We start from the raw sequence: 26,652 nt of genomic DNA, 5'->3' as shown, positions 1-26,652 counted from the left end.
AGATGTGTATAAGAGACAGGGTCAGCGGCTCGTCGAGCAGCAGCAGATCCGGCTTGGACAGCAGCAGCTTGCACAGCGCGACGCGGCGACGCTCACCACCAGAGAGGTGGGTGACCGGCGAGTCGGCCGGCGGGCACCGCAGCGCATCCATCGCCTGCTCGATCTGGCTGTCGAGGTCCCAGGCGTCGGCGGCGTCGAGGGCCTCCTGCAACTGGCCCATCTCCTCCATGAGCTCATCGGAGTAGTCAGTCGCCATGAGCTCGGCGACCTCGTTGTACCGCTTGAGCTTGGTCATGACCTCGCCCATGCCCTCTTCGACGTTTCCCCTGACCGTCTTGTCCTCGGACAACGGCGGTTCCTGCAGGAGGATGCCGACGGTCGCCCCAGGGTCGAGGAACGCCTCACCGTTGGACGGCTGATCGATGCCGGCCATGATTTTGAGAATCGACGACTTGCCGGCGCCATTCGGTCCGACGACGCCGATCTTCGCGCCGGGGTAGAACGACATGGTGACATTGTCGAGAATGACCTTGTCGCCGTGCGCCTTGCGCACACTCTTCATGGTGTAAATGAACTCGCCAGCCAACGGATTCCCTTTTCTCACAAGCACCTGGGCACAACAGTCCCCCAGTGTAGTGGCACCGCAGACTCGCGGGCCGACCCGCCGGGAGTCGGGCCCGACAGCCGCCCCCGCACGGGGACGTTGGTCCCGAAGTGGTCGTATGCACCGCCCGCAAACTGACAACAATCGTGATCATAATAACCCTTGGGGGATGGCAACACCGACCGCCGATATGGCCGACGGGCTCGCGCACCGCCGAAACGTCCCGATGCCGATGGTGTACCGGTACCTCGGCGACAAGCGTTTCGCCTACACGCTGCCGCGGGCGATCTCCCTGCAGATCCTTCAGCCCGGAAACGCCGCCAGTCTGGTCCAGCACGTCCACAGCGGACTGTGGGCGCACAAGAGCCGCGCGGTCGGCCAAATGGTCTATATCGCCTACAGCAACCGCGACCTGCGGTCGGTGATGCGCACCGCGCACTCCCACGTCAAAGGCGTGGACAGCTCTGGCGCGCGCTACCACTCCCTCAATCCGGAGCTGTTCTTCTTCCAGCACGCCACCTACGTCGATGCGTTGTTCACCTCGATCGACATCTTCCACAGCGGACTCGACGGCGCAGCCAAGGAGCAGCTCTACCAGGAGTGCTGCCGGTGGTATGCGAAGTACGACATCTCCGATCGCGCCCAGCCGGCCACCTACCGGGAGTTCGTCGACTACTTCGCGGACTACTGCGCGACGAATCTGGCGATGACTCCCGATGCCGAGCGGCTGCGCCGGGAAACCCTCCATCCACCGACCTGGTATCCGCGCAAGGTACCGCCCGCTGCAATCCGCGCGATGCTCCATCCGCGCGCGGCAGAACTGCTCGGCGTCGACGTGGGCGCAGGCGACCGCCTCGCGCTGCGCGCGTTCGCGGCGAGGACGAACATGCTCACCACCCTGAGCCCGGCCCGCTACCACCTGATCCCGTCGGCCCGCCACGATCCCGACAACTGACCCCGGGATCTGGCATTGTCTTCCCCATGATCAGCGCGATCGGCACCGTCCTGCCCCTTTCGATAGCCATCGGAATCAGTCCGTTCCCCATCGTGGCGGTCATCTTGGCACTGTTGTCGCCCTCGCCGAAACGCGCCGGCATCACCTTCACCGCCGGCTGGCTGGCCGGACTGATCGGCCCCCTCGCGATCGTCGTCGCGGTGGCTTCGGCCGCCAGCATCGGCGATGAGGACGGCCACCCAGGCAAGGTCATCGGCGTGATCCGCATCATCCTCGGTCTTGCCCTGGCTGCGTTTGCGGTCCGCCAGTGGCGCGATCGGCCGAGGCCGGGCGCTGAACCGCACGTGCCGCGCTGGCTGGCCCTGGCCGACAACCTGACCCCGGCCAAGTCCGCGCTCCTCGGATTCGCGGTCGCTGCGGTCAACCCCAAGGGACTGTTCATCACGATTGCTGCGGGCCTCGCCCTGGCTCGAGCGAGCCTGCCGGGTTCTGAGGTCCTCGTTCCCGCGGCGGTCTTCGTTGTCATCGCGAGCGGAGCAGTGCTCGTGCTGCTGGGCGGCTACCTACTGATGCCCGAGCGGATGGACCGCCCCCTCAACGCGGCGAAATCCTGGCTGATCACCAACAACGCGGTGATCATGACGGTCATCCTGCTGATCATCGGCGCCATGGTGCTCAGCAAGGGGCTGCAGTCGTTCTGACCAATTCCGGCACCTCGGCCTGATCTGCCGCGATACCGAGGACCGACGGCTCCCGATCGAGGCCGGCTGCCGGCTCCTGATCGACGACGTCGCCCGCCGGAGCGGCTCCGCCGCTGGGAAACCCGCAGACCTTGACGATGCAGCGGCTCAGATCGATGCCCACGGCGGCAGCGGTCATCTCCAAGGTGGAGCGATGTTCCCCGTCACCGGTGGTGTACTCGGCGGTGCGCACCGTGCCGGTGGCGATGACCGGCCGCCCCTTCTCCACCGAGGCCGCCACCCCAGAGGCGAGCTTGCGCCAGCACGACACCGAGAGGTAGAGAGTCTTGTCGTTGATCCACTCGTTGGTGTCGGCGTCCCGGCGCCGCGAGTTGCTCGCCATGCGGAAGGAGACGACTTCGCCCACCGAGGTGGTGCGAACCGACGGCTCACTGATGACGTTACCGACGACGGTCATGGGTGTTTCGAACATGGTGGCCTCCCCCAGCCGAGAATGAAATCCGATCACTCCCAGCATCTCCGCCGGCCCGGTTGCCCCACCAGTCCCGCCACGGGCATCTGTGGAGAACTCGGCCGCTGTGGAGAACTACCGTTTGTGCTTGCCCAAGGTGGCCAGCATCTCGTTGTACTCACGCAGCTCCGCGTCGTCGTCGCGCTCGGCGTTGCGGTCGTAGCGCCGAGCCTCCTTGTCATCCTCACGGCTCCACTGGAAGAGCAGGGCGACCATGACGAGCACCAGTGGGATTTCTCCAGCGGCCCAGGCAATTCCGCCGCCAACACGCTGGTCGGAAGCGAGATCGGCATTCCACGGCAACATGAGCCCGCGGTAGTACTCCCCGGCGATGATGGTCGAAGTCATCATCAAGACGACGCCGAAGAACGCGTGCAACGGCAACGTCCCCCACACGATGCTCAACTTCCCGAGGGGCTTGAGCCGATACGGGGCATGGTCGACACCGATAGTCGTCCAATAGAACAGGTAGCCCGAAAGCAGGAAGTGGAAGTTCATGAACAGGTGGGCGCCGTGGTATTGCGCCACCAGGTCGAACACCCCGCCGAGATAGAGGACGTAGAAACTGCCGACGAACATCACCACGGCCACCGCCGGATTTCCGAGTACGCGGGCGACCGGGCTCGTGACGGCGTACTGCACCCATTCGCGTGGTCCGGGCGGATTGTCGCGTCCGGCGACGGGCAATGCTCGCAGCGCCAACGTGATCGGGCCGCCCAGCGCCAGCAGAACCGGCGCCAGCATCGACAGAATCATGTGATTGCCCATGTGAACCGAGAACATCGCCGGTGCGTAGCGCCCCAGCCCCGACGATGTCGCCACCAGCAACGCCGCGCAGCCGAGCACCCAGGCAACTGTGCGGCCGGGGGGCCACGCGTCACCGCGCTGCCGCAACCGCCACACGCCGCGCAGATACACCGCGCACAGCACAATCGCGGCCGTGCCGAAGATCAGGTCGAATCGCCAGTCGAAAGCCAGCCGCGCCACCGTTGGCGGCCCATCGAGTCGATATCCGAGTTTCTCCTCCATCGGGGAGATATCGGGCCGCACCCGGCCCGCCGGCGGCGGTGTCTGCGACAGGGCCACCGCGATGCCGTAGGTGATCGCGAAGACGAGCAGTTCGACCAGGCCGAAGCGCACGAACAACGACCGCGGCGGGTCCGGTGCCTCATCCAGCGAGGCGATGGTGCGTCGACGATGCACGGCACCCAGGGCCCCGAGCACCCCCAGCGCACCGACCTTGGCCACCACAATCCACCCGTATGTGCTGGTGAACAGGTCCGCGAGGCTGACCCGCACCGCCGCGTTGATCACGCCGGAGACCCCGACGACCAGGATGAGCCAGAATGCCACCCGCGAGAAGCGTCGCACCGCCAGCGCCCGCCACCGCCCACTCGCCAACGCGTAGGTGACCACGGCGAACAATCCGCCGAACCAGATCACCGCGGCAATGATGTGCAGGATAAGACTGTTGGCGGCGAGGTCGTGGTTGCCGCCGGCCGCCGAGTGGCCGGCCAGCGCCAGGGGTAGCAGCGACAACACGCCGAAGAGCAGCGCACCGAACACATAGCCCCAGTGCATTCCCACCCGGGCGAACACCATCGCAATGAGCGCGAGGACTCCGGTGACGGTCCACGTGTGAGCATCGGAAACCGTTGAATAGGCGGTGAAGAAGTCTCCCGACGACAGCAGTTGCCAGACCGACTTTCCCACCAGGTTCGAGACGGACAGCACCGTCATCGTGACCGAACACATCACCCACGCCGCGAAGAACCTCCCCGCCCAGCGCATCGCCCGGTAGCCGCCGATATCGAGCAGGCCATCCGACTGCGGCGGCACGAAGAAGGCGGCAAACAACGCCGACCCGACGGCCAGCGCGACCGCCACGTATCCGATTGCGGTGACCGCGGGAACCCCGTAGGTGGTGACGCCGCCCGGATCGCGCAGTCCCAGGAGTGCACGGGCGGTCGGCGCCGATGGCAGGAACACGGCGATGGCGAAACCGCCGGCGACCACGGCGAGGATCGTGGCGAGCACCCGAACCGTCGAGCCACGATCGTCCATCTCGTCATGCCGGATCATGGCTCCAGCCTAGTGATCGGCGAAATCCCGGGCCGCGCTGGATATACTCGCAGCGGCCCACGGGCCGCCAGCCTCCGTAGCTCAGTTGGATAGAGCAAGAGCCTTCTAATCTCTAGGTCGCAGGTTCGATTCCTGCCGGGGGCACCAAGACACGGCCGCCCGCCAGGTGCGGGCCGGCTGCATCTGTGGCCGGCAACACAGCGAGTTGATCCGCACGTAACAGTGCGCCCACCGCCCAGAAACAGTCCGCACCGACGATGGGCACATGGAGTCGCCCGCCTTGCCGACGACCGTGGACACCGTCTGCGGCTATTGCGGTGTGGGCTGCGGGCTCACGCTGACCGCAACGGACACCGCCGTCGCCAGCGCGAAGGGAACACCGACTCATCCGGCCAACCGGGGCCGGTTGTGCACCAAGGGGAACACGACGGCCGACCTGCTCAACGCACCCGGGCGCCTCACCACCGCGCTGCGCCGGGAGACCCGCGACGACGAGCAGGCCCCGGTTGATGTTGACGCGGCGATCACCGAGGTCGCGCACCGGTTCACCGCGATTCGCGAGAAGCACGGCGACGACGCGGTGGCGTTCTACGTCTCCGGACAGATGTCGCTCGAAGCGCAATACCTGGCGAACAAACTGAGCAAAGGCTACTTCGGCACCAACCTCATCGAATCGAACTCGCGGCTGTGCATGGCCAGCGCCGGCACCGGCTACAAGCAGTCGCTGGGCGCCGACGGGCCGCCGGGCAGCTACGACGACCTAGACCACGCCGACGTCTTCCTGGTGATCGGCGCCAACATGGCCGACTGTCATCCCATCTTGTTCCTGCGGATGATGGACCGGGTCAAGCAGGGCGCGAAGCTCATCGTCGTCGATCCGCGCCGTACCGCCACCGCTGCGAAGGCCGACCTCTATCTGCCGGTGCGTCCGGGCACCGACATGGCCCTGCTCAACGGGCTCCTGCGGCTCATCGTCGACGCCGACGCAACCGACGATCAGTTCATCGCCGAGTTCACCGACGGATTCGACGCTATGACCCCATTGCTGGCCGACTACCCGGCCGACCGGGTATCGACGATCACCGGCATCGCCGAGGATTCGCTTCGGCAAGCGGCGGAATGGATCGGTGGGGCGAAGAACTGGGTGAGCCTATGGACGATGGGACTCAACCAGTCCATCCACGGCACCTGGCACACCAATGCCCTGTGCAACCTGCATCTGGCGACCGGCGCGATCTGCCGCACCGGCAGCGGGCCGTTCTCGCTAACCGGTCAGCCCAACGCGATGGGCGGGCGCGAGATGGGATACATGGGGCCGGGGCTGCCGGGACAACGCGCTGTCCTCGATCCTGCGCAACGCGCCGAAGTCGAGCACCGGTGGAACATCCCGCCCGGCACGTTGCACACCAATGTCGGTGGCGGCACCGTCGACCTCTTCGAAGCTCTCACCGATGGCAGGATCAAAGCCCTGTGGGTCATCTGCACCAACCCCGTCGCCTCCATGGCCAACCGCGCCAAAGTGATCGCTGGCCTGCAGAACGCCGAATTCGTCGTCGTCCAGGACGCTTTCACCGGTGTCGAGACGGCCGCGTACGCCGACGTCGTCCTTCCGGCCGCCCTGTGGTCGGAGTCCGAGGGCGTCATGATCAACTCCGAGCGGAACCTCACCCTCACGGCACCGCTGCTGCGGGCCCCCGGCCAGGCTCTGCCCGACTGGCAGTTGATCTGCCGGGTCGCCCAGCAGATGGGCTTCGTCGACGGCTTCGACTTCCCCGATGCCGCTGCGGTCTTCGACGAGATCGCCGGCTTCCACAACCCCCGAACCGGGTGGGACCTGCGCGGCGTCGACTACGCGCGGTTGCGCGGCGGACCGGTGCAGTGGCCGGCTGCACCGGGCGCGCCCGACCGCAACCCGATTCGCTACCTCAATGACGGTGTGAGCCAAGCCCTCTTTATCGACGACCACGGCCACACCCCGCGCCTGGCGTTCGCCACCCCGAGCCGGCGCGCCCAGTTCTTCGCCCGCCCCTACCTCCCCCCCGCCGAGCTCCCCGACGACGACTACCCGCTGACGCTCACCACCGGACGCCTGGCGCACCAGTGGCACACGATGACCAAGACCGGCAAAGTCGCCAAGCTCATGAAGCTCAACCCGTCGACCTTCGTGGAGATCAACCCGGCCGACGCGCAGCGCCTGGGCATCGCCGACGGTGATCGCGTGGAAATCCGGTCTCGGCGCGGGGTTGCGTTCGCGCCAGCGGTGGTCACCGACACGATCACCGCCGGCACCTGCTTCGTCCCCATGCACTTCGCCGACGCCGCGGGCGCGGGCCTGGCGATCAACGCCGTCACCAACGATGCCGTCGACCCGGACTCGCTGCAACCGGAGTTCAAGGCGTGCGCGGTCGCCCTGTCCCCGGCACCACTCGCCCCGGGACCGCCCGCCCAAACCCCAATCACCCAGTCCCCGGGAGCGCCCGTGTCCGACACCGCCAGCCTCCTGGTGACCGCCTTCGGCTCGCAGGCCACCGACGAGCCGGTCACCCTGTCCGAACCCGAGCGCGCCTATCTCACCGGCTTACTGGCGGGGTTGCGGACGAACCCGCCCGCCGGTCAGGTGCCGACGGTACCGGCACATGCGCCACTCTCGGCCACTTCCCGGGCGTGGATCGACGGTGTCTTGGCCGGAGTGTTCTCGAGAGTTCCCCTCGCGGACAGCGGGACCGGCCAGCCACAGTCACCCGGCACCACCGAGCGCACGGTGCGCGTCGTCTGGGCGTCGCAAACCGGCACCGTCGAGGAATACATCCCCACCCTGACTGCGACCCTGGTCGACGCCGGGTTCGCCGTCACGGAGGCGGGCGCCGATCACGTCTCGGTCGACGCGCTGACCGGTGACGTGCTGTTCGTCGTCGCGTCTACCGGCGATGGCGATGCCCCCGATTCCGGCGTGGCGCTGTGGGATTGCCTGGCCACGGTCGAAGCCGACGACGAGCTGGCCGATCTGCGCTACTCGGTTTTGGGGTTCGGCGACTCGTCGTACGGCGACTTCTGCGGGTTCGCGCGCAAGCTGGATGCACGCCTGCACGACCTCGGCGGCACCCGCATCGCCGACCGCGTCTCCTGTGAGCCCGACTACGCCGAGCAGGCGGCGTTGTGGCAGCAAGCAGTTCTCACGGCGTTGGCCTGCACGCCCGGCCCCGCAGCGGTAACCCGGCCCACGGGCCCGGGCGACGCCCTCGACGAGGCGGTGGCCGAATCCTTTTCGCGCAAGAATCCGCTGCAGACCGAGTTGATCGAGAACGTCCGGCTCACCGCCGCCGAATCGGACAAGGAGGTGCGCCGGTTCGCGTTCACACTGCCCGACGACACCCTGATCTACAGTGCCGGCGACGCCCTCGGCGTGTGGCCGACGAATAGGCCCGCCGTCGTCGAGGAGTGGCTTGCCCGCACCGGGCTCGACGCCGACGAACCGGTCATTGTCGACGGCCGGCGGCGCACCCTCGTCGAGGCGCTGACCGATCACTACGACATCACCCGGATCACCCCGGACTTCCTGCGGCTCCTGCACAAGCGCCATCCGGCCGCGGGGTTCGCCGCACTGGCCGACCACCCGGGCGATCTGCGCACCTGGGCATGGGGCCGGCAAACGGTCGACCTGCTGGCCACGCACCCGGTGAGCGCTGCACTGGCGGACTGGCTGACCGTGCTCAAGCCGCTCACTCCACGCCTGTATTCGATTTCCTCCTCACCGCTGTCAGATCCAGGCCGCGTCGAGATCACCGTCTCCGCCGTGCGGTTCGGGACCGGCACCACACGCCACGGCGTCTGCTCGGCGTTCCTCGCCGACTCCGATCCCGGCGCTGCGATGCGGGTCTTCGTCGCACCGAACAAAAGGTTCGGCCCACCGAGCGACGGCGAGGTTCCGATGATCATGGTCGGACCGGGCACCGGTATCGCCCCGTTCCGCGGCTTCCTGCACGACCGGGCATCCACCGGGGCGAGCGGCCCGAACTGGCTGTTCTTCGGCGAGCGCCACGAGTCGACCGACTTCCTGTACCGCGACGAACTCGCCGACCTGACCTCCGCCGGGGTGCTCACGAAACTCGATCTGGCCTTCTCCCGGGATCAAGAGCAGAAGGTCTATGTGCAGGACCGGATGCGCGCCAGCGCCGGCGAGGTGTGGGACTGGATTCATCGCGGCGCGCACGTCTACGTGTGCGGGGACGCCGGTCAGATGGCGCGCGACGTCGACGTGGCCTTGCGCGAGATCGTCGCCGAGCACGGGCGCATGTCCCCGCGGATGGCCGACTCCTACGTCGCCGCCCTCGCCGCCGAGGCCCGCTATGTGCGCGACGTGTATTAGCGGCGGCGATCGGTGCCGCCACCCAGTACGGTGACAGCGTGGACCAGCCGAGTACGCCTGCGCGCCTCGCCGCCATCATCCTGGCCGGCGGTCGGGCCCGGCGGCTGGCCGGGGCCGACAAGCCGGCATCCCTCGTCGGAGGCCGCCGGCTGATCGACATCGCGCTTGCCGCCGTCCCGCACGCCGAGCAGATCGTGGTGGTCGGGCCCGATCGAGACCTGCCCGCGCGGGTGCAACGCACCCGCGAGAACCCTCCGTTCGCCGGCCCGGTGGCCGCGGTGGCCGCCGGTGCCGCCGTGCTGGAGGACGTTCCCGACGACTGCGCTGTCGCGGTCCTGGCCGCCGACCTCCCGTTCTTGACCGCCGAGCACATCGACGCCCTCGCCGCCCGGCGCGCCGATGTCGGGGCCCCCGTGGTGCTGGCACTCGACGATGACAACCGGCCGCAGTACCTCGTCGGCGTGTGGCGCGCCGCGGCGTTGCGCACGGCCTTGCGCACGGCCCATGCCTCGATGCGCTCACTGATCCCCGACGATGCGGAGACCATGCGGCTGAGCGGGATCGCCGACGTCGACACACCCGAGGATCTCGCGGCCGCTCGACGGCACGCCGATCCGGTGGCGGCGCTGGCCGCCGCGGCCACCGACCTTGATCCGGCGGCTCCGCGCCACACCGGTGTCGACGAGTCCGCGGGCGCGGTCCTGGCCGAACCGCTGCGGGCCGCGGTCGCCTTCCCCGCCTTCGACACCGCGGCGATGGACGGTTACGCGGTCCGCGGCAGCGGCCCGTGGCGCCTGGTCGGATCGGCGGTGCGGGCCGGCCACGACGGCCAGCCGCTGACCGAGCCCGGCACGGCGGTGTCGATTGCCACCGGCGCGGCACTGCCACCCGGTGCCGACCGGGTCATCCGCCACGAAGAGGTGGCGGCCCGATCGGACGGCTCGGTGCTGACGAGCACCAGATCCGGCCGGGACGACACCCGCCGCCGGGGCAGTTCGTGGGCGGTGGGCGACGTGCTCGCCGCCGCCGGGACGACCGTCGACGCGGCGCTGATCGGCACCGCTCGCGGCGCCGGAGTCGCCCGGCTCGTGGTGCGCGGGCCGTTGCGCGCCACCGTGCACACCTCCGGCGACGAGGTCGGCTCGCCGACGGCGTCGGGCATCACCGATACCGCCTCTCCACCGGTGGCGACCCTGCTGAGCGGCTTCGGCGCACGCGTCGCCCATGGGGCGCATCTGCCCGATTCCCCCGCGGCGCTGGCCGGCGCGCTCGGCCCCGATCGACCCCCCGGCGAGCTGGTCGTCGTCATCGGTGCGACGGGGCGCGGGGCGGCCGATCACCTGCGCGCGGCCCTGGCCCGGATCGGCGCCCGACTCCTTATCGACGGCCTTCCGCTGCGGCCGGGGGGGTCGTTGCTCATCGCCGCCCTCCCCGATGGTGGTGTGCTGCTGGGCCTCGGCGGCAACCCGGTCGCCGCCGTCGCCGGCGCGGCCCTGTGTGTCCCGACGCTGCGCGACGCACTGCTCGGCGCCCGGCCGGGGCCCCCCGAGTACCTCTCGGTGCTCGATGCCGCCGCGGTGGCGCACCCCGATCTGTGGCGCGTCGTACCGGTGTGTCCGGACGGGGCCGGCGGCTGGCTCGCAAGCGCCATCACCAGCACCGCGGAGCTGCGCTCCCTCATTGGTGCCCGCACCCTGGCCCTGGTGCCGCCAGCGAGCGCGGGTAGCGCCCGCCGACTGGTCTGAACCGCTTCTCACCGTCACCTCGGCCCGGTTGTGCGCTGTTGCGAACCAGGGCGAAACACGACCGCGATATTTGTCATGTCGCCGCAACCTCGCCGGCAACACGCGCGCAACACCGGATTCCTACCTTGGGTTTCAACGCACAGCCCAGGAGGAACAGATGGCATCCGCACCCGCCCAGCACCAAACCGTCGTCGTCGTCGGCCACGGAATGGTGGGCCACCGGTTCGTTGAGGCGCTCCGCACCCGGGACCAGGACGACCAGTGGCGCATCGTCGTTCTCGGCGAGGAGTCCGACGGCGCCTACGACCGCGTCGGACTGAGTTCCTATGTCGGACAGTGGGACCGCTCCGCACTCGCGCTGACCGGCAACGACTACGCCGCCGACGACCAGGTCGAACTGCGCCTGGGCGCCGCGGTCACCGGGATCGATCGGGACAACCGGGTCCTGACCCTGGCCGACGGGCAAACGGTGTCCTACGACGCCCTGGTTCTGGCCACCGGCTCGTCCGCGTTCGTGCCGCCGGTTCCCGGCCACGACGCCGACCGCTGCCACGTCTACCGGACGCTCGACGACCTTGATGCGATTCGCACCGACGCCGAGCAGGCACTGGCGGCGGACCCCGATGCCGTCGGCATCGTCGTCGGCGGCGGACTACTCGGACTGGAGGCCGCCAACGCATTGCGCCAGCTGGGCCTGCGTCCCCATGTCGTCGAATACAACCCGCGACTCATGCCGGCCCAGGTCGACGAGGCCGGCGGCGAGCACCTCGCCCGCATGGTGGGCGAGCTCGGGATCGACGTGTCGCTGGGAATCGGTACGTCGAACATCGAGTCGGTCGGCGACACCCTGCGGGTCACTCTGGGCGCCGACACCGTGGTGGACGCCGCATTGCTCGTCTTCGCCGCCGGTGTCCGGCCGCGGGACGAGCTGGGCGCAGCGGCGGGGCTCGAACTGGCCGAGCGCGGCGGCATCCGCACCGACCTCGGCTGCGCCACCTCCGATCCGTCGATCTTCGCGATCGGCGAGGTCGCCGCCGTCGAAGGCCGCTGCTATGGCCTGGTCGGCCCCGGCTACGCCACCGCCGAGGTGGTCGCCGACCGGCTGCTGGGCGGCAACGCGCGGTTCCCCGGTGCCGACCTGTCGACAAAGCTGAAACTGCTCGGCGTCGACGTCGCCAGCTTCGGCGACGCACACGGCACGACCGAGGGCGCGCTCAACGTCGTCGTCAGCGATCCGATCAACGGCACGTACGCAAAACTTGTCCTGTCCGACGACGCGCAGACACTGCTCGGCGGCATCCTCGTCGGCGATGCCAGCTCCTACGGCCTGCTCCGGCCGCTGGTCGGCCAAACCCTGCCCGGCGATCCGGTGAGTCTGATCTCCCCGGCGACCGACGGTGCACCGGCCATCGGCGTCGGCGCCCTGGGCGACGACGCGCAGATCTGTTCCTGCAACGACGTCAGCAAGGGCACGTTGTGCGCGGCCATCGAGAACGGGGCCTGCACGGTCGCCGATCTGAAGAAGTGCACCGGCGCCGGCACCGCCTGCGGTTCGTGTGTGCCCTTGCTGTCGCAGGTGCTCGACGCCGCCGGCGTCGAAGTCAGCAAGGCGCTGTGCGAGCACTTCGACGTCTCGCGCGCCGAGTTGTTCGAACTGGTCCAGGCCAGCGGAATCCGCACCTTCTCCGGTCTGATCGAACGCTTCGGCACGGGCACCGGGTGCGACATCTGCAAACCGACCGTGGCCTCGATCCTGGCCTCGACCAGCTCCGACCACATCCTCGACGGCGAGCAGGCCTCGTTGCAGGACAGCAACGACCACTTCCTGGCCAACATCCAGCGCAACGGCACCTATTCGGTGGTTCCGCGCGTACCGGGCGGCGACATCACGCCCGACCACCTGATCCTGATCGGCGAGATCGCCCGCGACTACGGTCTCTACACCAAGATCACCGGCGGCCAGCGCATCGACATGTTCGGTGCGACGGTCGACCAGTTGCCGCAGATCTGGCGGCGCCTGGTCGACGGGGGAATGGAGTCCGGGCAGGCGTATGGAAAGTCACTGCGCACGGTGAAGAGCTGCGTGGGCTCGGACTGGTGCCGCTATGGCCAGCAGGACTCGGTCCAGCTCGCCATCGATCTGGAGCTGCGCTATCGCGGGCTGCGCAGTCCGCACAAGATCAAGATGGGCGTCTCCGGCTGCGCCCGCGAGTGCGCCGAGGCACGCGGCAAGGATGTCGGCGTCATCGCCACCGACAGCGGGTGGAACCTCTACGTCAGCGGCAACGGCGGGATGACTCCGCGCCACGCGCAGTTGCTCGCCGGCGACCTCGACACCGAAACCCTCATCCGCTACATCGACCGCTACCTCATGTACTACATCCGCACCGCGGAGCGGTTGGAACGCACCGCGGCGTGGATGGAACGCATCGACGGGGGACTCGACCATGTGCGCGACGTCGTCGTCGACGACAGTCTCGGCCTCGCCCGTGACTTCGAGAGCGCGATGAGTCGCCACGTCCAGGGCTACGAGTGCGAGTGGAAGGGCGTTCTCGACGACCCGGACAAGCTGTCTCGCTTCGTATCGTTCGTCAACGCCCCGGACACCCCCGACCCGACGGTGAGCTTCACGAGCAGCCACGGCCGCAAGGTGCCCGTGCTGCTCGGCACCCCCGCGATGCCCATCCCCACCCCCGAACGGAGCACCCGATGAGCCTCAACTTCGATCTGCACCGCTGGACCCGCGACTGGACCGCCGCCTGTCCGCTCCCCCGCCTCGAGCGCCTGCGCGGTGTGGCGGTGCTGTTGCCCGACAACGCGCAGGTCGCCCTGTTCCGGCTGGCCGACGACAGCATCCGCGCGATCGGCAACATCGATCCGATCGGCCGGGCCGCGGTGATGTCGCGCGGCATCGTCGGGGACCGGAACGGCTTCCCCACCGTCCAGTCGCCGCTGAAGAAGCAGGCGTTCAGTCTGATCGACGGACGCTGCCTCGATGTGGAGGGGGTGCGAATCCCCGTGTACGACACCCGGATCGGGCTCGACGGCACCGTCTTCGTCGCCAACTCGCCGGAGATCCGCTTCGGCTACCGCCCCGACGGTTTCACCGCGACACTGCCGGACGCATCATGACCACGCTGCTCGTGGCCCACGGCACGCGCAACCCGCGCGGCGTGGCGATGATCGGCGATCTCGCCCAGGCGATGGCGCGGCGCCTGGACGACGACGTCCGGGTCGGGTTCGTCGATGTACTCGGCCCTGATCCACGCGAAGCGCTCGACGGGATCCGCGGCAGCGAACCGGTGCGCGTGGTCCCCGCGTTCCTGGCCGGCGGCTATCACGTGTACTCCGATCTCCCCGGCCACCTGCATCAGGCGACGCGCGCGACACTCCTCGCCCCGGCACTGGGGCCCGACGTCGCACTGGCCGACGCCCTGCTGGCCCGGCTGCTCCTGGCCGGGTGGCATCCCGGCGACCCCGTTGTGCTCGCCGCGGCGGGATCCCGCGACCACCGCGCCCAGGCCGATGTGGCCGCAATGGGCCGGCTGCTGACTCGGCGCGTCGGAGCGCCCGTACGTATCGGATTCGTCCTGCCCGCCGCCGACGGCTCCGGCTTTCCGCCGGTCGCCGAGGTCGTCGAGGCACTTCGCGCCGAATCCCGGCCGGGCACCAGAATCGCGGTGGCGACCTACCTGCTGGCCGATGGGCTCTTTGCCCGCCGGCTCCACGATGCCGGGGCCGACGTCGTCGGCGCCCCCCTCGGCCTCCATGCCGCGGTGGTCGAGCTGGCCTGCCGCCGAGCCCAATCGGTGGCTACCCCGCCGTTGGCCGTAGCTGCGCGCTAGCGTCGGCGCGCCGCACCAGCCAGGTGACGAGGGTGGTGCCGACCAGCACGCCGAGGGCCGGCCACAATGCGGCCAGACCCAGCGCCGCATACGCCCACCCGCCCAGCAGGGCACCACCGGCCAGCGACGCCCACAGGACCAGGTGGGTCAGCCACAACCAGCGCGGGCCGCCGAACACGGCGTCGGCCAACCGCTGCCCCGCTTTGACCACCGCCCCCGTCATATAGGTCAGCCCCACCGACACCTCACCCTCGCGAAGAAATGTCGCGTTCATCGTGCCCATCGCCACGACGACGATCAGCATCACCGGCACCGGGAACCAACTCAGGTGCGCGGCCGCCAGCGCCAATGCGACGAGCACCGACGTCGCCACCAGCACACTGGTCCGGCCGTCGCGAAAGCGGGCGACCACCGCGCCGAGAAATGATCCGAAGAAAAACAATCCGATCAGCCCGATCGCCTTGCCCGCGCCGACGAGATGCCCCGTGGTCGCCTCCGCCGACATTCGCGTGGTGTTGCCGCTCATGAACGATACGAAGTACCCGCCGAGGTCCAAGAACCCCACGGCATCGAGATACCCGGCGGTGCTCGACAGTAGTCCGGCGAGCACCCACTCGCGCGGTCGGATCGTGGACATGGCGCCGATCCTATTGCGCTGAACAGGTAGTCGACTACTTGTGCCCGGCGTGCCGACCGGTCCTACGGTTGGGCGACCACCATCGATCGAGGAGAAACCGATGACGACCCCGTTGATCAAGGTCCGGACCGCCGCCCTGTATGTGCTGCTCGTGGCGCTCACCATCGGTGGCGCCCTGAGTGGCTCCGCCGCGTCCCGCGCCGAGCCGCAACGGTGGCAGCCGCCCGACCCGAACGCGCTCACCCACAAGGCCCCCCGGGTGCCAAACCCGCTCGGCGGCAACACCGTCGGGGCCCGGATCCGGTTCGAGGCCTGGATGCCCGCGGCCTACAACACCACCACACTGGTCGCATCGGGGGTCGGGGGCACCGTGACGGTGCGCTACTTCTTTGAGTCGTCCAGCAGCAATGCGGCCTACTATCAGGGCGGCACGCAGGGACCCGACGTCACGGTGTCGGGTCCGTCGATCCTGACGAAGTCGCTCATCCCTCGCGGTGATGCCGATCGGTTCGGCGTGCAGACGCCCGTGCAGACCGGCATCGCCTATCGGTCCGGCGACACCACCTCGAACAAGTGGTGGCCCGGATGCCGGCTGTTCATCGACGGCGTCCAGAAGGATGCGCGTGAGCCCCAGCCCGTGCCCGAGATGAAGTCCACCGACCACAGCCAGTGCTACGGGTACCTGAAGTGACCGCCGCCTGACGTCACGGCCCCGACGACACGCGCGGGATCGGCCCGGCCCGCTTGCCCGTGGGCCGGGTCAGTGATAACCAGGAAAGATGTCCCGAATCGCTGCCCGTCGCCGGGTGACCCGGCTATCTCTCGGCGGCTCGCCGGACCCATCGCGCCGCGAACGCGCCGACTACCTCGCCGTCGAAGAACCCCTCGAAATCCGGGTCGGCGGGCGATCCCTCGCGGTCACCATGCGCACCCCGGGACACGACGTCGAACTCGCCGCCGGGTTCCTCGTCTCCGAGGGCGTCATCCATGCTTCGGAGCACTACGCCTCGGCCCGATACTGCGCCGGCGCGGCCGACGGCGCCAACACCTACAACGTGCTCGACATCACGCTGGCCGCCGGGGTCGCCGCTCCCGACCCGAGCCTGCAGCGCGCCTTTACCACCACCAGCGCCTGCGGCGTGTGCGGCAAGGCCACCATCGACTCGGTGCGCACCACGACCCGCTACGCCGTCGCCGACGACGAGACCCCACTCGACGCCGTGACCCTCATCGGCTTTCCCGATGCGCTGCGCGCACACCAGGCCGTCTTCGATCGCACGGGTGGCTTGCACGCGGCCGCCCTCTTCGACACCGCCACCGGCGAATTGCTCGTCGCGCGCGAGGACGTCGGCCGGCATAACGCGGTCGACAAGGTCGTCGGCTGGGCACTGCTCCACCATCGCTTGCCCGCCCGCGGCGCCACCCTGATGGTGTCCGGGCGCGCCAGTTTCGAACTCACCCAGAAGGCGCTGATGGCCGGGATCCCGATTCTGGCCGCGGTGTCTGCGCCATCGTCGCTGGCCGTCGACTTGGCCGTGGAGGCCGGACTCACTCTCGTCGGCTTCCTTCGAGAAGATTCCATGGTGGTCTACAGCCGCCCCGACCGCGTCGACAGCGGCGCGCGAACCACTTGGGCCACGAACGAAAGGGCGGGAACACCATGAGTGCCAAGGCACCGCGCGAGGACTACACCGATGCCGACATCGAGGTGAGCCCGCCCAAGACCTTTGCCGCTGGGATCGGCGGCGTCTATCACTCGATGGAGCCGGCGATCAGGCAGCTGGGCGTGGCGCGGACCGCCGCACTCATGGCCAAGATCAACCACAAGGACGGCTTCGACTGCATGAGTTGTGCGTGGCCCGATCCCGACCACCGCAAGCTGGCCGAATTCTGCGAGAACGGCGGCAAGGCCGTGACCTGGGAGGCCACTCCGCTGCGCATCGAGCGATCATTCTGGCGCGAGCACCCGGTCGCCTCGCTGCTGGACAAGAGTGAGTACTGGCTCGGCCAGCAGGGGCGCCTGATCGAACCGGTCTACAAGGCGAAGGACTCCGATCACTACGAACCGGTGTCCTGGGACGACGCCTTCACGATTGTCGCCGACCGGTTGACCGAACTCGACGATCCGAACCAGGCGGCCTTCTATACAAGCGGCCGCGCGTCGAACGAGGCCGCGTTCGTCTACCAGCTCTTCGCGCGCGCACTAGGTACCAACAATCTGCCCGACTGCTCCAACATGTGCCACGAATCGACCGGCACCGCCATGTCGTACTCGGTAGGCATCGGCAAGTCGACGATCGCCTATAGCGACTTCGCCGCGGCCGATCTCATCATCATCATGGGGCAGAACCCGGGCACCAACCACCCGCGGATGCTCACCGCACTGCAGGGTGCCAAGGAGAACGGCGCGACGATCGTCGCGATCAACCCGTTGCCCGAGGCCGGCCTCATCGGCTACAAGGATCCGCAGCGGGTCCGCGGCTACCTCGGCACCGCGACCAAGATCGCCGACCAGTTCATCCAGATCCGATCCGGCGGCGACATGGCCCTGATGCAGGCCGTCTCCCAGCGCGTGCTGAGCGCCGAGCAGGCCGCACCGGGCACCGTGCTCGACCACGACTTCCTCGCCCGCCACTGCGACGGTTTCGAGGCATTCGCCGAACACCTCACCGGCCTCGACGACCACGAAGTCGCGCTGGCCACCGGCATCCCCGCCGCCGAGATCGACGAACTGGCCGCGCGCTACCTCAAAGCCGAGCGGGTGATCGTGTGCTGGGCCATGGGCATCACCCAGCACCGAAAAGGTGTCGACACCATCAAAGAGATCATCAACCTGCTCCTCCTGCGCGGCAACATCGGGCGGCCCGGTGCCGGCGCATCGCCGATCCGCGGCCACAGCAACGTCCAGGGGGACCGCACGATGGGCGTGTGGGAGCAGATGCCCGACTCGTTCCTCGACGCGCTCGGTGCCGAATTCGGCTTCGATCCGCCCCGCGAGCACGGTGTCGACTCCGTACACGGCATCCGTGCGCTCGACGAGGGCAAGATCAAGGTGTGGGTCGGCCTCGGCGGCAACCTGCTCGGTGCGATCTCGGACACGGCGCTCGCCGAGTCGGCGATGCGAAAGACCCGGTTGTCGGTGCAGCTGTCAACCAAACTCAACCGCTCCCACGTCGTCACCGGCGAGGAGGCCCTGATCCTGCCGGTTCTCGGTCGTACCGAGATCGACCTGCAGGAGTCCGGACCCCAGTACGTCACCGTAGAGGACTCGGTGTGCGCGGTGCACGCCTCGCACGGCCAGATCCCACCGATCTCCGCGGAGGTCCGGTCCGAGACCGCCATCGTGGCCGGGCTCGCGCAGGCGACGCTGCGCGACCGCCACGGCATCGATTGGGCGGCGATGTTGCGCGACTACGACGTGATCCGCGACCATATCTCGCGGGTCGTGCCCGGCTGCGCGGACTACAACGCGAAGACCCGCACCCGCGACGGCTTCGTGCTGCCCAACGGCCCCCGCGACGCACGGCGTTTCGACACCGCCACCGGCAGGGCGCGCATCACCGTCAACCACCTCGAACACGTGCACTGCCCGGCCGGCCGGCTGCTGCTGCAGACGGTGCGCTCCCACGATCAGTTCAACACGACCATCTACAGTCTCAACGACCGGTACCGCGGCATCAAGAAGGGTCGCCACGTCGTGTTCGTCCACCCCGACGACGTGGCGCAACTCGGACTTCGCGACGGCCAGCACGTCGATGTCTTCAGCGAATGGCCCGACCAGCCCGACCGCGTGCTGCGCGGTCTGCGCATCGTCGCCTTTCCAACCGCCCGCGGATGTGCGGCCGCCTACTTCCCGGAGGCGAACGTCCTGGTCCCGCTCGACAGCACCGCACTCGAGAGCAACACGCCGGTCTCCAAGGCCATCGTCGTGCGCCTCGAACCGGCGGCGTGAGGCCGCCGTCGGTCAGTGCTGGTCGACCGCTATCCGGTAGCCGCGTTTGACGACGGTGGCGATGAGTTCGCGCACCCCCAGTGCCGAGCGCAACCGTCCGATTGCCACCTCGACGGCGTGCGGATCGCCGCCGGCCGCCGGCAGGACACCGAGCAGCTCGTCGCGCGACACGACTTCACCCGGGCTCGCCGCCAGCGCCTTCATCAATGACAGCCCGGATGGCGAGACGTCGCGCACGGCGCCGTCGACGGCGATGGCGTTGGCCCGCACCCCCACCCGATGCCCGGTCACGGAAAGCTCGGGCCGCCGCGCGGGCAGGTCGTCACCGATCAATCGGGCCAGCGCACCGAGCCGCATCCGCTCGGGGGCAACGCTCGCCACACCCACATCCTCGAATGGCCGGGCGGTGACCGGACCGACGCAATACGGCACCACCGGACCGCGCAGCGCGGCAATCAGGGAGTCGAGCCGGCCCAGTTCGTCGGCACGTTCGAGCATCGCCGCCACCGCTGGTGCCGACGTGAATGCCGCGGCATCCACCCGGGCCGACGCGATCTCCCCCAGGAGTGCGTCGAACCGGGCCTGATCGGCCGGGGCGGTCCAGCGGTAGACCGGCACGCCGATCACTGTCGCGCCCCGGCGACGCAGTTCGGCCAGAAATCCCGGGTTGGGGTCCCAGGCGTCGGTCGCGCCGTGGAGCTGCACCGCAACCCGCTTTCCCGACAGGTCGCCGGGCAAATGTGCCAGCACCTCGACCGTTGACTCCGACGCCGGCGACCACTCTTCGCGCAGTCCGGCGGCCCGCAGCGCCCCGGTCGCCTTCGGCCCGCGCGAGATCACGCGGGTAGTCGCGAGCCGGGCCATCAGCGGCGCCGCCAATCCCCATTCCTCGGCCGCCTCGGCCCAGCCGCGGAAGCCGATGCCGGTCGTCGCGATCACAATGTCCGGAACGGTGGCGAGGATGTCATCGGTCGCCGCGCGCAGCGCGACGTCGTCGGAGAGCGGGATGATGGCCATTGCCGGGGCGCTCACGGTTTGCGCACCCCGGCGCTGCAACAGCATGGCGAACTCGTCGGCCCGGCGGGCTGCGGTGATCGCGATAGTGAACCCGCTCAGGCCGATCGGTCTGGTCCTCGCGTCGGCGATCATCACCCCAGTCTCTCAGAAACTTTCGCCGAGCCGGCGACCGGTGAGCCGGCGTCGGCGCCCGGCGACTCGACCGCGCTACGTGGAACCCGCAGATAGACCGCCCAGGTGGTCACTGCGGCGAGCACGTAGAACACGGCGAAGACGACGAAGGCCGATGTCGCCGCGCCCGAGGTCAGATACGACTGGCGCAACACCAGGTTGATGCCGACGCCGCCGAGACCGCCGACCGCGCCCGCGATGCCAATCACCGCACCGGTGAGAGCCCGCGAATAGTCGGCCCGTTGCTCGGTGGTGGCGAACCGCTTGGATTGCGCGGCGGCATCGAAGACCGACGGGATCATCTTGTACACCGAGCCGTTGCCCATCCCGGACAGGACGAACAGACAGATGAATCCGGTGACGTAGAACGCCAGCGATCCGTCGCCGACGATGAGCACCGTCGCCGCGGCCGTCATCCCGACGAACACCCACAGCGTCACCCTGCTCCCGCCGACGCGGTCGGCGAGCTTGCCGCCGTACACGCGACTGATCGAACCGAGGAGCGGACCGATGAACGCGATCTGTGCAGCGTGTAGCGCCGCCTGCCCCGGGGCATCACCGTGATCGCGGAAATAGCCGGCGAGTACCTGGCCGAACGCGAAGGAATAGCCGATGAACGACCCGAAAGTGCCGATATAGAGCGCCGCGATGATCCAGGTGTTCCGGTTGGCCACGGCGCGTTTCATCGCCGACAGGTCGACCCCGGAGATGGTCAGGTTGTCCATCTTCAGGGCGGCCCCGATCCCGGCCGCGGTCAGCAGCACCAGGTAGACCGCACAGACCCAGTAGGGGGCCGCGCCGCCGATCCAGGCGACGGCCAGCAGGCCGATGAGCTGGACCGCGGGAACGCCGAGGTTGCCGCCACCGGCGTTGAGGCCCAGCGCCCAGCCTTTAAGTCGCTGCGGATAGAACGCATTGATATTGGTCATCGACGACGCGAAGTTGCCACCGCCCAGGCCGGTGAGGGCGGCGCACACCAGATACACCCACAGCGGCATCCCGGGGTTGGCGAGGATCCAGATGGTCGCGCTCACCGGAATGAGCAGCACGAAGGCGGAGAAGACCGTCCAGTTGCGCCCACCGAACCGGGTGGTCGCCATCGTGTACGGGAAGCGCAGCAGCGCCCCGACGAGCGTCGCGGTCGCCCCGATGAGGAACTTGTCCCCGGTGGACAGGCCGTACACGCCGGTCGGCATAAACAGCACCATCACCGACCAGAGCGACCAGACGGAGAACCCGACGTGCTCGGCCGCAACCGACCAGATCAGGTTCCGGCGCGCGATCCGTGCTCCCCCGTCGTCCCACTGTTCGACGTTCTCCGGGTCCCACTCCCCCAGAATCGGGTCATCGCTGTGTCGTAGCGTTCTCACTGTGCCTCCCAAGCAGATTGGTGAGGCCGACGCTATGGATGGTGTGTTGCGAACTGCGGCACCCCCGATCACGCGGACGTAACCAGAACCTCACGCCGCGGGATTCGACGCTGTGCGGCGCGGTGCCGACCGGGGCCAGAGACCGGGTACCCAGCGTCGGCGCAACCCGACGAGCACGGCCACCGAGACCAGCACCAGACCCACGGACATGGCGACCGCGGCCCGGTCGTCGCGCACCAGCGCCAGGTAGATGGCCAACGGCAGCGTCTGGGTGACCCCTTCGACGTTGCCGGCAAAGGTCACCGTCGCGCCGAACTCGCCCAGGCAGCGTGCGAAGCACAGCAGCGCGCCGGCCCCGATCCCAGTCCGGACCATGGGCACGGTCACGTGCCAGAACGTGGCCCACCGTCCGGCGCCGAGGGTGTGGGCAACTTCCTCGGTGTCGAGGTCGCGGCTGCGCAGCGACGATTCCACACTGATGACCAGGAAGGGCATGGCGACGACGAGTTGGGCCATCACCACCGCGATGAAGCTGTAGGTCGGAGTCCAGCCGAACCACGAGTCCAGCAGCGATCCGATCGGCGCCCGGCGCCCGAAGGCCGCCAACAGGCCGGCACCGACGACGACCGGCGGCAGGACCATCGGCACCAGGACCGCCAGGCGTACCGCCGACCGCAGCCGATCAGATGCGATACCGCCGGCGAGCAGCGCCGCCAAAGGCACCCCCAGCACGGTGGCGATTGTCGTCGCCAGTGCGGCCGCCGCCAGGGACAAGCGCAACGCCGACCGTGCTGACGGCGCGGTGAGCAGTCCCCACATCTGATCCCAGGGGGCCGTCGCGACCAGCGCGACCAACGGGGTGAGGAGGACGGCCAGCCCGATCAGGCCGACCACGCAGACCGCCGGGGCGGGGCGGCGCGCCTGGTCGCGTGGCGCTGATCGGCCGCCGGTCACGGCAGGCCGAACCCGGCCTCCCGGAAGATTCGCTGCCCGTTCGGTCCGGCGAGCAGATCGACGAAGCCGCGCCCCGCATCGGTCAGCGCAGACGCCGGATAACGGTTGATCGGGGCCTCGGGAATCGCAATCGTCTCCACCCGATCGCCGGCCGATGCGGCATCGGTCGCGTACACCAGTGCGGCGTCGGCCTCGCCGCTGGTGACCGACCCCAGCGCCGCGCGGACATCGGTTGCCCGGCTGATCGGGTGCAGGGTCCCGCCGACCGCGGCGATGGCCTTTTCCGCCGCCGCGCCGCACGGCACCTCCCGCGCGCAGACGACCGAACGGTTACCCGCCACCGTGAAGAACCGCACATCGGTCACCTTGCCCGGATTGCCCTTCGGCACGACGATGACCAAGCGGTTCGTCGCGACCACCCTCGGATCGCGCGCGACTCCCCCGGCCACCGCCTTGCTCATCGTCGCCTCATCGGCGGTGATGAGCACGTCGGCCTTGGCGCCGGAGCGCAGCTTCTGTACCAGCGCCGACGACGCTCCGGTGTCTACTTGGACCTTCGCACCGGGATTCGCCTGCCGGTAGGCGGCCACCATCGGCTTGAGGACGTCGACGAGCGAGGCGGCGGCCAGCACCCGGATTGATTGCGGCGAGGCGTCCTCGCGCGCGCATCCCGCCAGGGGGGCGACCACGACCAGGGCGGCCAGGGCGACCAGGGACAGGTGTTTCATCGGCAATTCATCCTCCGGCGAATGGGGGTAGTAGGTCGACGACCGGGCCGATCGCCGCCGATTCGTGGCGAACCACTTCGTCGCCGGTCAGCACCGACGAGAGTCGGACGAGCGCCGCCGCCCGGGGGCCGTGCCGCTGACCGACCGCGGCGCGGAGCCCGGCGACGGTGCGGTCGGGCACCGCGAGGTCCTCGCTGCGGCATCCGGTGGCGTCGACCAGTGCCGCGAAGTACGTCACCGTCACCGTGGTGCTAACCACCGATCGCCCCCATGGTGCGCCGGGGTGCGACCACCTCGCTGATATCGGCGTGTCCGGCGCTCTTGCGCCAGGTGATCTCGCGCCAGGCGCCGGCGAGCTCGTCGTCGGTGCCGCCGCTGCGCAGGATCGCCGCGAGGTCGATCTCGTCGTCGGAGAAGAGGCACGGCCGGACCCGGCCCTCGGCGGTGATCCGGGTGCGGTCGCAGGCGCCGCAGAACGAACGCGTCATCGACGCGATGATGCCGACCCGGTAGGGGCCGCCGTCCACCGACCATAGTGCTGCCGGCGCGCTCGGGTCGTCTCGCCCGACGGGGGTCAACGTCATAGTCATCCCCAACTCGTCGAGCAGATCGGCGGCGGTCACCAGTGTCTGCGGCGACCACTCGCGGTCGGCGTCGAGGGGCATCGCCTCGATAAACCTCAGGTCCAGCCCCCGGTCCCGGCACCAGTTCAGCAACTCCGGTGCCCGGTGCAGCGTTTCGGGGAGCGCGACGGCGTTGATCTTCACCGGTGCCAGCCCGGCGGCGACGGCCGCGTCGATCCCGGCGAGCACATCGTCGAGCCGATCGCGGCGGGTGATGCGGGCGAAAAGTGCACGGTCGATCGTGTCCAGCGAGACGTTGATCCGGGTCAACCCGGCGTGGGCGAGTCCCGCGGCTCGGCGCGCCAGCCCGATGCCGTTGGTGGTCAAGGCAATCGGCAGTCGCGGGTGACGTGCCGCGATGCCGGCGACGATGAGCTCGAGGTCGCCGCGGACGAGCGGCTCGCCGCCGGTGAGGCGGACCTCGTCGATACCCAATCGGCCCACCGCGACGTCGACCAGCCGGACCACCTCGGCGACGGAGAGCAGCTCCTCGCGTGCGAGGAGCGGCAGCCCCTCCGCCGGCATGCAGTAGTGGCAGCGCAAGGTACAGGCCTGGGACAACGAGATCCGCAAGTCGCGCGCGCGCCGACCCAAGCCGTCCACCAGGAGCGACGGCTGCGCGGGATTTCCAGGCGCAGTCACGACTGCCACGCTACCCGGTGACGGGCGTTCCCTAAACTGGAGCACATGCCGCGTCGCCCCGTCGAGGATCACCGTCGCGCCGTCGCCGCACTGCTGGCCGAGGCGGCGGCGACCGAGCAGGTACCGGTGCGCGACGCGCACGCCCTGGTCCTGGCCGACGACGTCGTCTCTCCGGTGGCACTACCGGCGTTCGACAACTCGGCGATGGACGGCTTCGCGGTGCGCGCCGCCGAGATCGTGCCCGGGCAGCCATGGCCGGTCGCAGCGCGCATTCCGGCCGGCACCGATCCCGCACCCCTGGCCCCCGGCACCGTCGCCGCGATCATGACCGGAGCACCGGTGCCCCCGGGCGCCGATGCGGTGATCCCCGTCGAAGAATCGCGCGAGACCCGGTCTTCGGTCGTCTTCACCACCACCCCACGGCCGGGCTCATACATCCGTCGACAAGGCTCCGATGTCGTCGCCGGCGCCCACCTGCTCGATGCGGGCACCCGGCTCGCCCCGCACCATCTCGGGGCCCTCGCCGCGGCGGGAATAGCCTCGGTGACGGTTCACCGGCGGCCGCGGATCGCCGTGCTGTCGACCGGATCAGAGCTCGTCGCCGCCGGAATCCCGCTGGGCCCCGGGCAGATCTACGAATCCAACTCGACACTGCTGGCCGCACTCGTGCGCGCCAACGGCGGCGACGTGTGCTCGGTCGGTACCGTCGGCGACGACGGCGGGTTTGGTGCCGCACTCGACGCCGCGTGCGCCGACGCGGACCTCGTTCTCACCACCGGCGGGGTCTCGGCCGGCGAGCACGAACCGGTTCGCGAACTGCTGTCGGGAACGGACTCGGCCTGGTTCGGTCCGGTCGCCGTTCAGCCGGGCGGCCCGCAGGGCCTGGCCCGCTGGGGCGGCACCCCGGTGATCTGCCTGCCGGGCAATCCGGTCAGCGTGCTGGTCTCCTTCGAGGTGTTCGTCCGTCCCGCACTACGGGCGCTGCTCCGCGCCGTGCCGGTGTACCCGTTCCGCGGACGGGTTGCCGCGCCGGTCGCCTCGGTGCCGGGCAAGACACAGTTCCTCCGTGGCCGCCGCGTCGGCCACTCGACGGTCGTGGACGTCGTCAGCGGGCCCAGCAGTCACCTCATCGCCTCTGCTGCGGCGGCCGACGTCCTCGTCGAGGTCGCCGCCCCGATCACCGAACTCACCCCAGACCGGGAGGTGCCGATATGGCCGCTGACGACGTAGGTCGCGAACTCACCCATCTCGACGAGACGGGCGCCGCACACATGGTGGATGTTTCCGGCAAAGCGGTGACCACCCGCACCGCCGTCGCCGGTGGTGTCTTCCGCACGACCGCCGACGTCATCGCGCTCATCGGCTCCGGCAGTCATCGCAAAGGTGACGTGCTGGCCGTCGCGCGCATCGCGGCGATCATGGGCGCCAAGCGCACCGCCGACCTCATCCCGCTGTGCCATCCGCTGCCGCTCGACTCGGTCGACGTCGAGTTCGCGATCGACGCGGACCGCATCACCGTCACCGCGACCGCCGTCACAACCGGCCGGACCGGAGTCGAGATGGAGGCGCTGACCGCGGTGAGCGTGGCCGGCCTGACGCTGCACGACATGGTCAAGGCCGTCGACCCGGCGGCGACCATGACCGAGGTCGGACTGCACCGCAAGACTGGCGGCCGGAGCGGCGAGTGGACCCGCGCGGCGTCCGCCCGGCCGGCGCCGACCGCCGCCCGGACCGTCGCGCCCGGCGTCG

General features: G+C 69.3%; 22 protein-coding genes and 1 tRNA gene. 13 read left to right on the top strand and 10 right to left on the bottom strand.

Annotated features, from left to right (window positions below; genetic code table 11):
• A partial coding sequence (locus B4M62_RS10670) for an ATP-binding cassette domain-containing protein (protein ID WP_290707505.1) occupies positions 1-562 on the bottom strand: 562 nt, incomplete at its 3' end.
• Positions 563-773: 211 nt separating this feature from the next.
• Between B4M62_RS10670 and B4M62_RS10665 the strand changes: the two genes are divergently transcribed.
• Positions 774-1,559 carry an oxygenase MpaB family protein gene (locus tag B4M62_RS10665; protein ID WP_290707503.1) on the top strand — a complete coding sequence of 262 codons (786 nt, stop codon included), beginning with the start codon at positions 774-776 and terminating at the stop codon, positions 1,557-1,559.
• Positions 1,560-1,585: 26 nt separating this feature from the next.
• Complete coding sequence (locus B4M62_RS10660) at positions 1,586-2,260, top strand: GAP family protein (RefSeq protein ID WP_290707501.1); 675 nt, start codon at positions 1,586-1,588, stop codon at positions 2,258-2,260.
• On the opposite strand, the gene B4M62_RS10655 is transcribed toward B4M62_RS10660, so the two are convergent.
• Positions 2,235-2,732: a single-stranded DNA-binding protein gene (locus B4M62_RS10655; protein WP_290707498.1), complete on the bottom strand. Its 498-nt coding sequence runs from the start codon at positions 2,730-2,732 to the stop codon at positions 2,235-2,237. The two genes, B4M62_RS10660 and B4M62_RS10655, sit on opposite strands and share 26 nt — an antisense overlap.
• 114 nt (positions 2,733-2,846) lie before the next feature.
• The gene (locus B4M62_RS10650) at positions 2,847-4,853 is read right to left on the bottom strand and encodes a cytochrome c oxidase assembly protein (protein WP_290707496.1); all 2,007 of its coding nucleotides are present in this window, start codon (positions 4,851-4,853) and stop codon (positions 2,847-2,849) included.
• 70 nt (positions 4,854-4,923) lie between these two features.
• On the opposite strand from B4M62_RS10650, the gene B4M62_RS10645 reads away from it, so the two are divergent.
• The 6 genes from B4M62_RS10645 to B4M62_RS10620 all read left to right on the top strand — a co-directional run bounded on the left by B4M62_RS10645 (position 4,924) and on the right by B4M62_RS10620 (position 14,809).
• Positions 4,924-5,000, top strand: a tRNA-Arg gene (locus B4M62_RS10645).
• Positions 5,001-5,118: 118 nt separating this feature from the next.
• Positions 5,119-9,219: a bifunctional nitrate reductase/sulfite reductase flavoprotein subunit alpha gene (locus B4M62_RS10640; RefSeq protein ID WP_290707493.1), complete on the top strand. Its 4,101-nt coding sequence runs from the start codon at positions 5,119-5,121 to the stop codon at positions 9,217-9,219.
• 38 nt (positions 9,220-9,257) lie between these two features.
• On the top strand, positions 9,258-10,964 hold the full coding sequence (locus B4M62_RS10635) for an NTP transferase domain-containing protein (RefSeq protein ID WP_290707491.1): 1,707 nt from the start codon (positions 9,258-9,260) through the stop codon (positions 10,962-10,964).
• A gap of 157 nt (positions 10,965-11,121) precedes the next feature.
• Positions 11,122-13,677 carry a nitrite reductase large subunit NirB gene (gene nirB, locus B4M62_RS10630; RefSeq protein ID WP_290707490.1) on the top strand — a complete coding sequence of 852 codons (2,556 nt, stop codon included), beginning with the start codon at positions 11,122-11,124 and terminating at the stop codon, positions 13,675-13,677.
• Positions 13,674-14,096 carry a nitrite reductase small subunit NirD gene (nirD, locus tag B4M62_RS10625; protein ID WP_290707488.1) on the top strand — a complete coding sequence of 141 codons (423 nt, stop codon included), beginning with the start codon at positions 13,674-13,676 and terminating at the stop codon, positions 14,094-14,096. Before nirB ends, nirD begins: the two co-directional genes overlap by 4 nt.
• Positions 14,093-14,809 carry a sirohydrochlorin chelatase gene (locus tag B4M62_RS10620; protein WP_290707486.1) on the top strand — a complete coding sequence of 239 codons (717 nt, stop codon included), beginning with the start codon at positions 14,093-14,095 and terminating at the stop codon, positions 14,807-14,809. The genes nirD and B4M62_RS10620 overlap by 4 nt, the downstream gene beginning before the upstream one ends.
• Here B4M62_RS10620 and B4M62_RS10615 read toward each other — a convergent pair.
• On the bottom strand, positions 14,778-15,446 hold the full coding sequence (locus tag B4M62_RS10615) for a YoaK family protein (protein WP_290707484.1): 669 nt from the start codon (positions 15,444-15,446) through the stop codon (positions 14,778-14,780). The two genes, B4M62_RS10620 and B4M62_RS10615, sit on opposite strands and share 32 nt — an antisense overlap.
• Before the next feature lie 100 nt (positions 15,447-15,546).
• Between B4M62_RS10615 and B4M62_RS10610 the strand changes: the two genes are divergently transcribed.
• The 3 genes from B4M62_RS10610 (at position 15,547) to B4M62_RS10600 (ending at position 19,398) form a co-directional block, all read left to right on the top strand.
• On the top strand, positions 15,547-16,137 hold the full coding sequence (locus tag B4M62_RS10610; protein ID WP_290707483.1) for a hypothetical protein: 591 nt from the start codon (positions 15,547-15,549) through the stop codon (positions 16,135-16,137).
• A gap of 88 nt (positions 16,138-16,225) precedes the next feature.
• A complete protein-coding gene (fdhD, locus tag B4M62_RS10605; RefSeq protein ID WP_290707481.1) occupies positions 16,226-17,110 on the top strand; it encodes a formate dehydrogenase accessory sulfurtransferase FdhD in 885 nt (294 codons plus the stop codon).
• Positions 17,107-19,398, top strand: coding sequence for an FdhF/YdeP family oxidoreductase (locus B4M62_RS10600; protein WP_290707479.1), 2,292 nt, complete (start codon positions 17,107-17,109; stop codon positions 19,396-19,398). Before fdhD ends, B4M62_RS10600 begins: the two co-directional genes overlap by 4 nt.
• 12 nt (positions 19,399-19,410) lie before the next feature.
• Here the strand turns inward: B4M62_RS10600 and B4M62_RS10595 are convergent, their stop codons facing one another.
• From B4M62_RS10595 to moaA, 6 genes are all read right to left on the bottom strand, one after another.
• Positions 19,411-20,547 carry a uroporphyrinogen-III synthase gene (locus B4M62_RS10595; protein ID WP_290707477.1) on the bottom strand — a complete coding sequence of 379 codons (1,137 nt, stop codon included), beginning with the start codon at positions 20,545-20,547 and terminating at the stop codon, positions 19,411-19,413.
• Positions 20,547-21,956, bottom strand: coding sequence for a nitrate/nitrite transporter (locus B4M62_RS10590; RefSeq protein WP_290707475.1), 1,410 nt, complete (start codon positions 21,954-21,956; stop codon positions 20,547-20,549). The genes B4M62_RS10595 and B4M62_RS10590 overlap by 1 nt, the downstream gene beginning before the upstream one ends.
• Positions 21,957-22,046: 90 nt before the next feature.
• Positions 22,047-22,850 (bottom strand): molybdate ABC transporter permease subunit, encoded by an 804-nt coding sequence (modB, locus tag B4M62_RS10585; RefSeq protein WP_290707473.1) that lies wholly within the window; start codon positions 22,848-22,850, stop codon positions 22,047-22,049.
• 56 nt (positions 22,851-22,906) lie between these two features.
• A complete protein-coding gene (modA, locus tag B4M62_RS10580) occupies positions 22,907-23,638 on the bottom strand; it encodes a molybdate ABC transporter substrate-binding protein (RefSeq protein WP_290707471.1) in 732 nt (243 codons plus the stop codon).
• 7 nt (positions 23,639-23,645) lie between these two features.
• Positions 23,646-23,897 (bottom strand): MoaD/ThiS family protein, encoded by a 252-nt coding sequence (locus B4M62_RS10575; protein ID WP_290707469.1) that lies wholly within the window; start codon positions 23,895-23,897, stop codon positions 23,646-23,648.
• Positions 23,890-24,903, bottom strand: a complete 1,014-nt coding sequence (gene moaA, locus B4M62_RS10570) for a GTP 3',8-cyclase MoaA (protein ID WP_290707467.1) — start codon at positions 24,901-24,903, stop codon at positions 23,890-23,892. Before moaA ends, B4M62_RS10575 begins: the two co-directional genes overlap by 8 nt.
• Before the next feature lie 45 nt (positions 24,904-24,948).
• Between moaA and glp the strand changes: the two genes are divergently transcribed.
• Together glp and moaC are read left to right on the top strand one after the other, a co-directional pair.
• Positions 24,949-26,133 (top strand): gephyrin-like molybdotransferase Glp, encoded by a 1,185-nt coding sequence (gene glp / locus B4M62_RS10565; RefSeq protein WP_290707465.1) that lies wholly within the window; start codon positions 24,949-24,951, stop codon positions 26,131-26,133.
• On the top strand, positions 26,115-26,652 hold a 538-nt coding region (moaC, locus tag B4M62_RS10560; RefSeq protein WP_290707463.1), incomplete at its 3' end, for a cyclic pyranopterin monophosphate synthase MoaC. The genes glp and moaC, both read left to right, overlap by 19 nt.

The organism is Gordonia sp. UBA5067, assembly GCF_002414845.1.
Classification (GTDB): domain Bacteria; phylum Actinomycetota; class Actinomycetes; order Mycobacteriales; family Mycobacteriaceae; genus Gordonia; species Gordonia defluvii.
The sequence above is the reverse complement of the archived record's forward strand: the minus strand, read 5'-3'. Positions and strand labels throughout refer to the sequence as shown.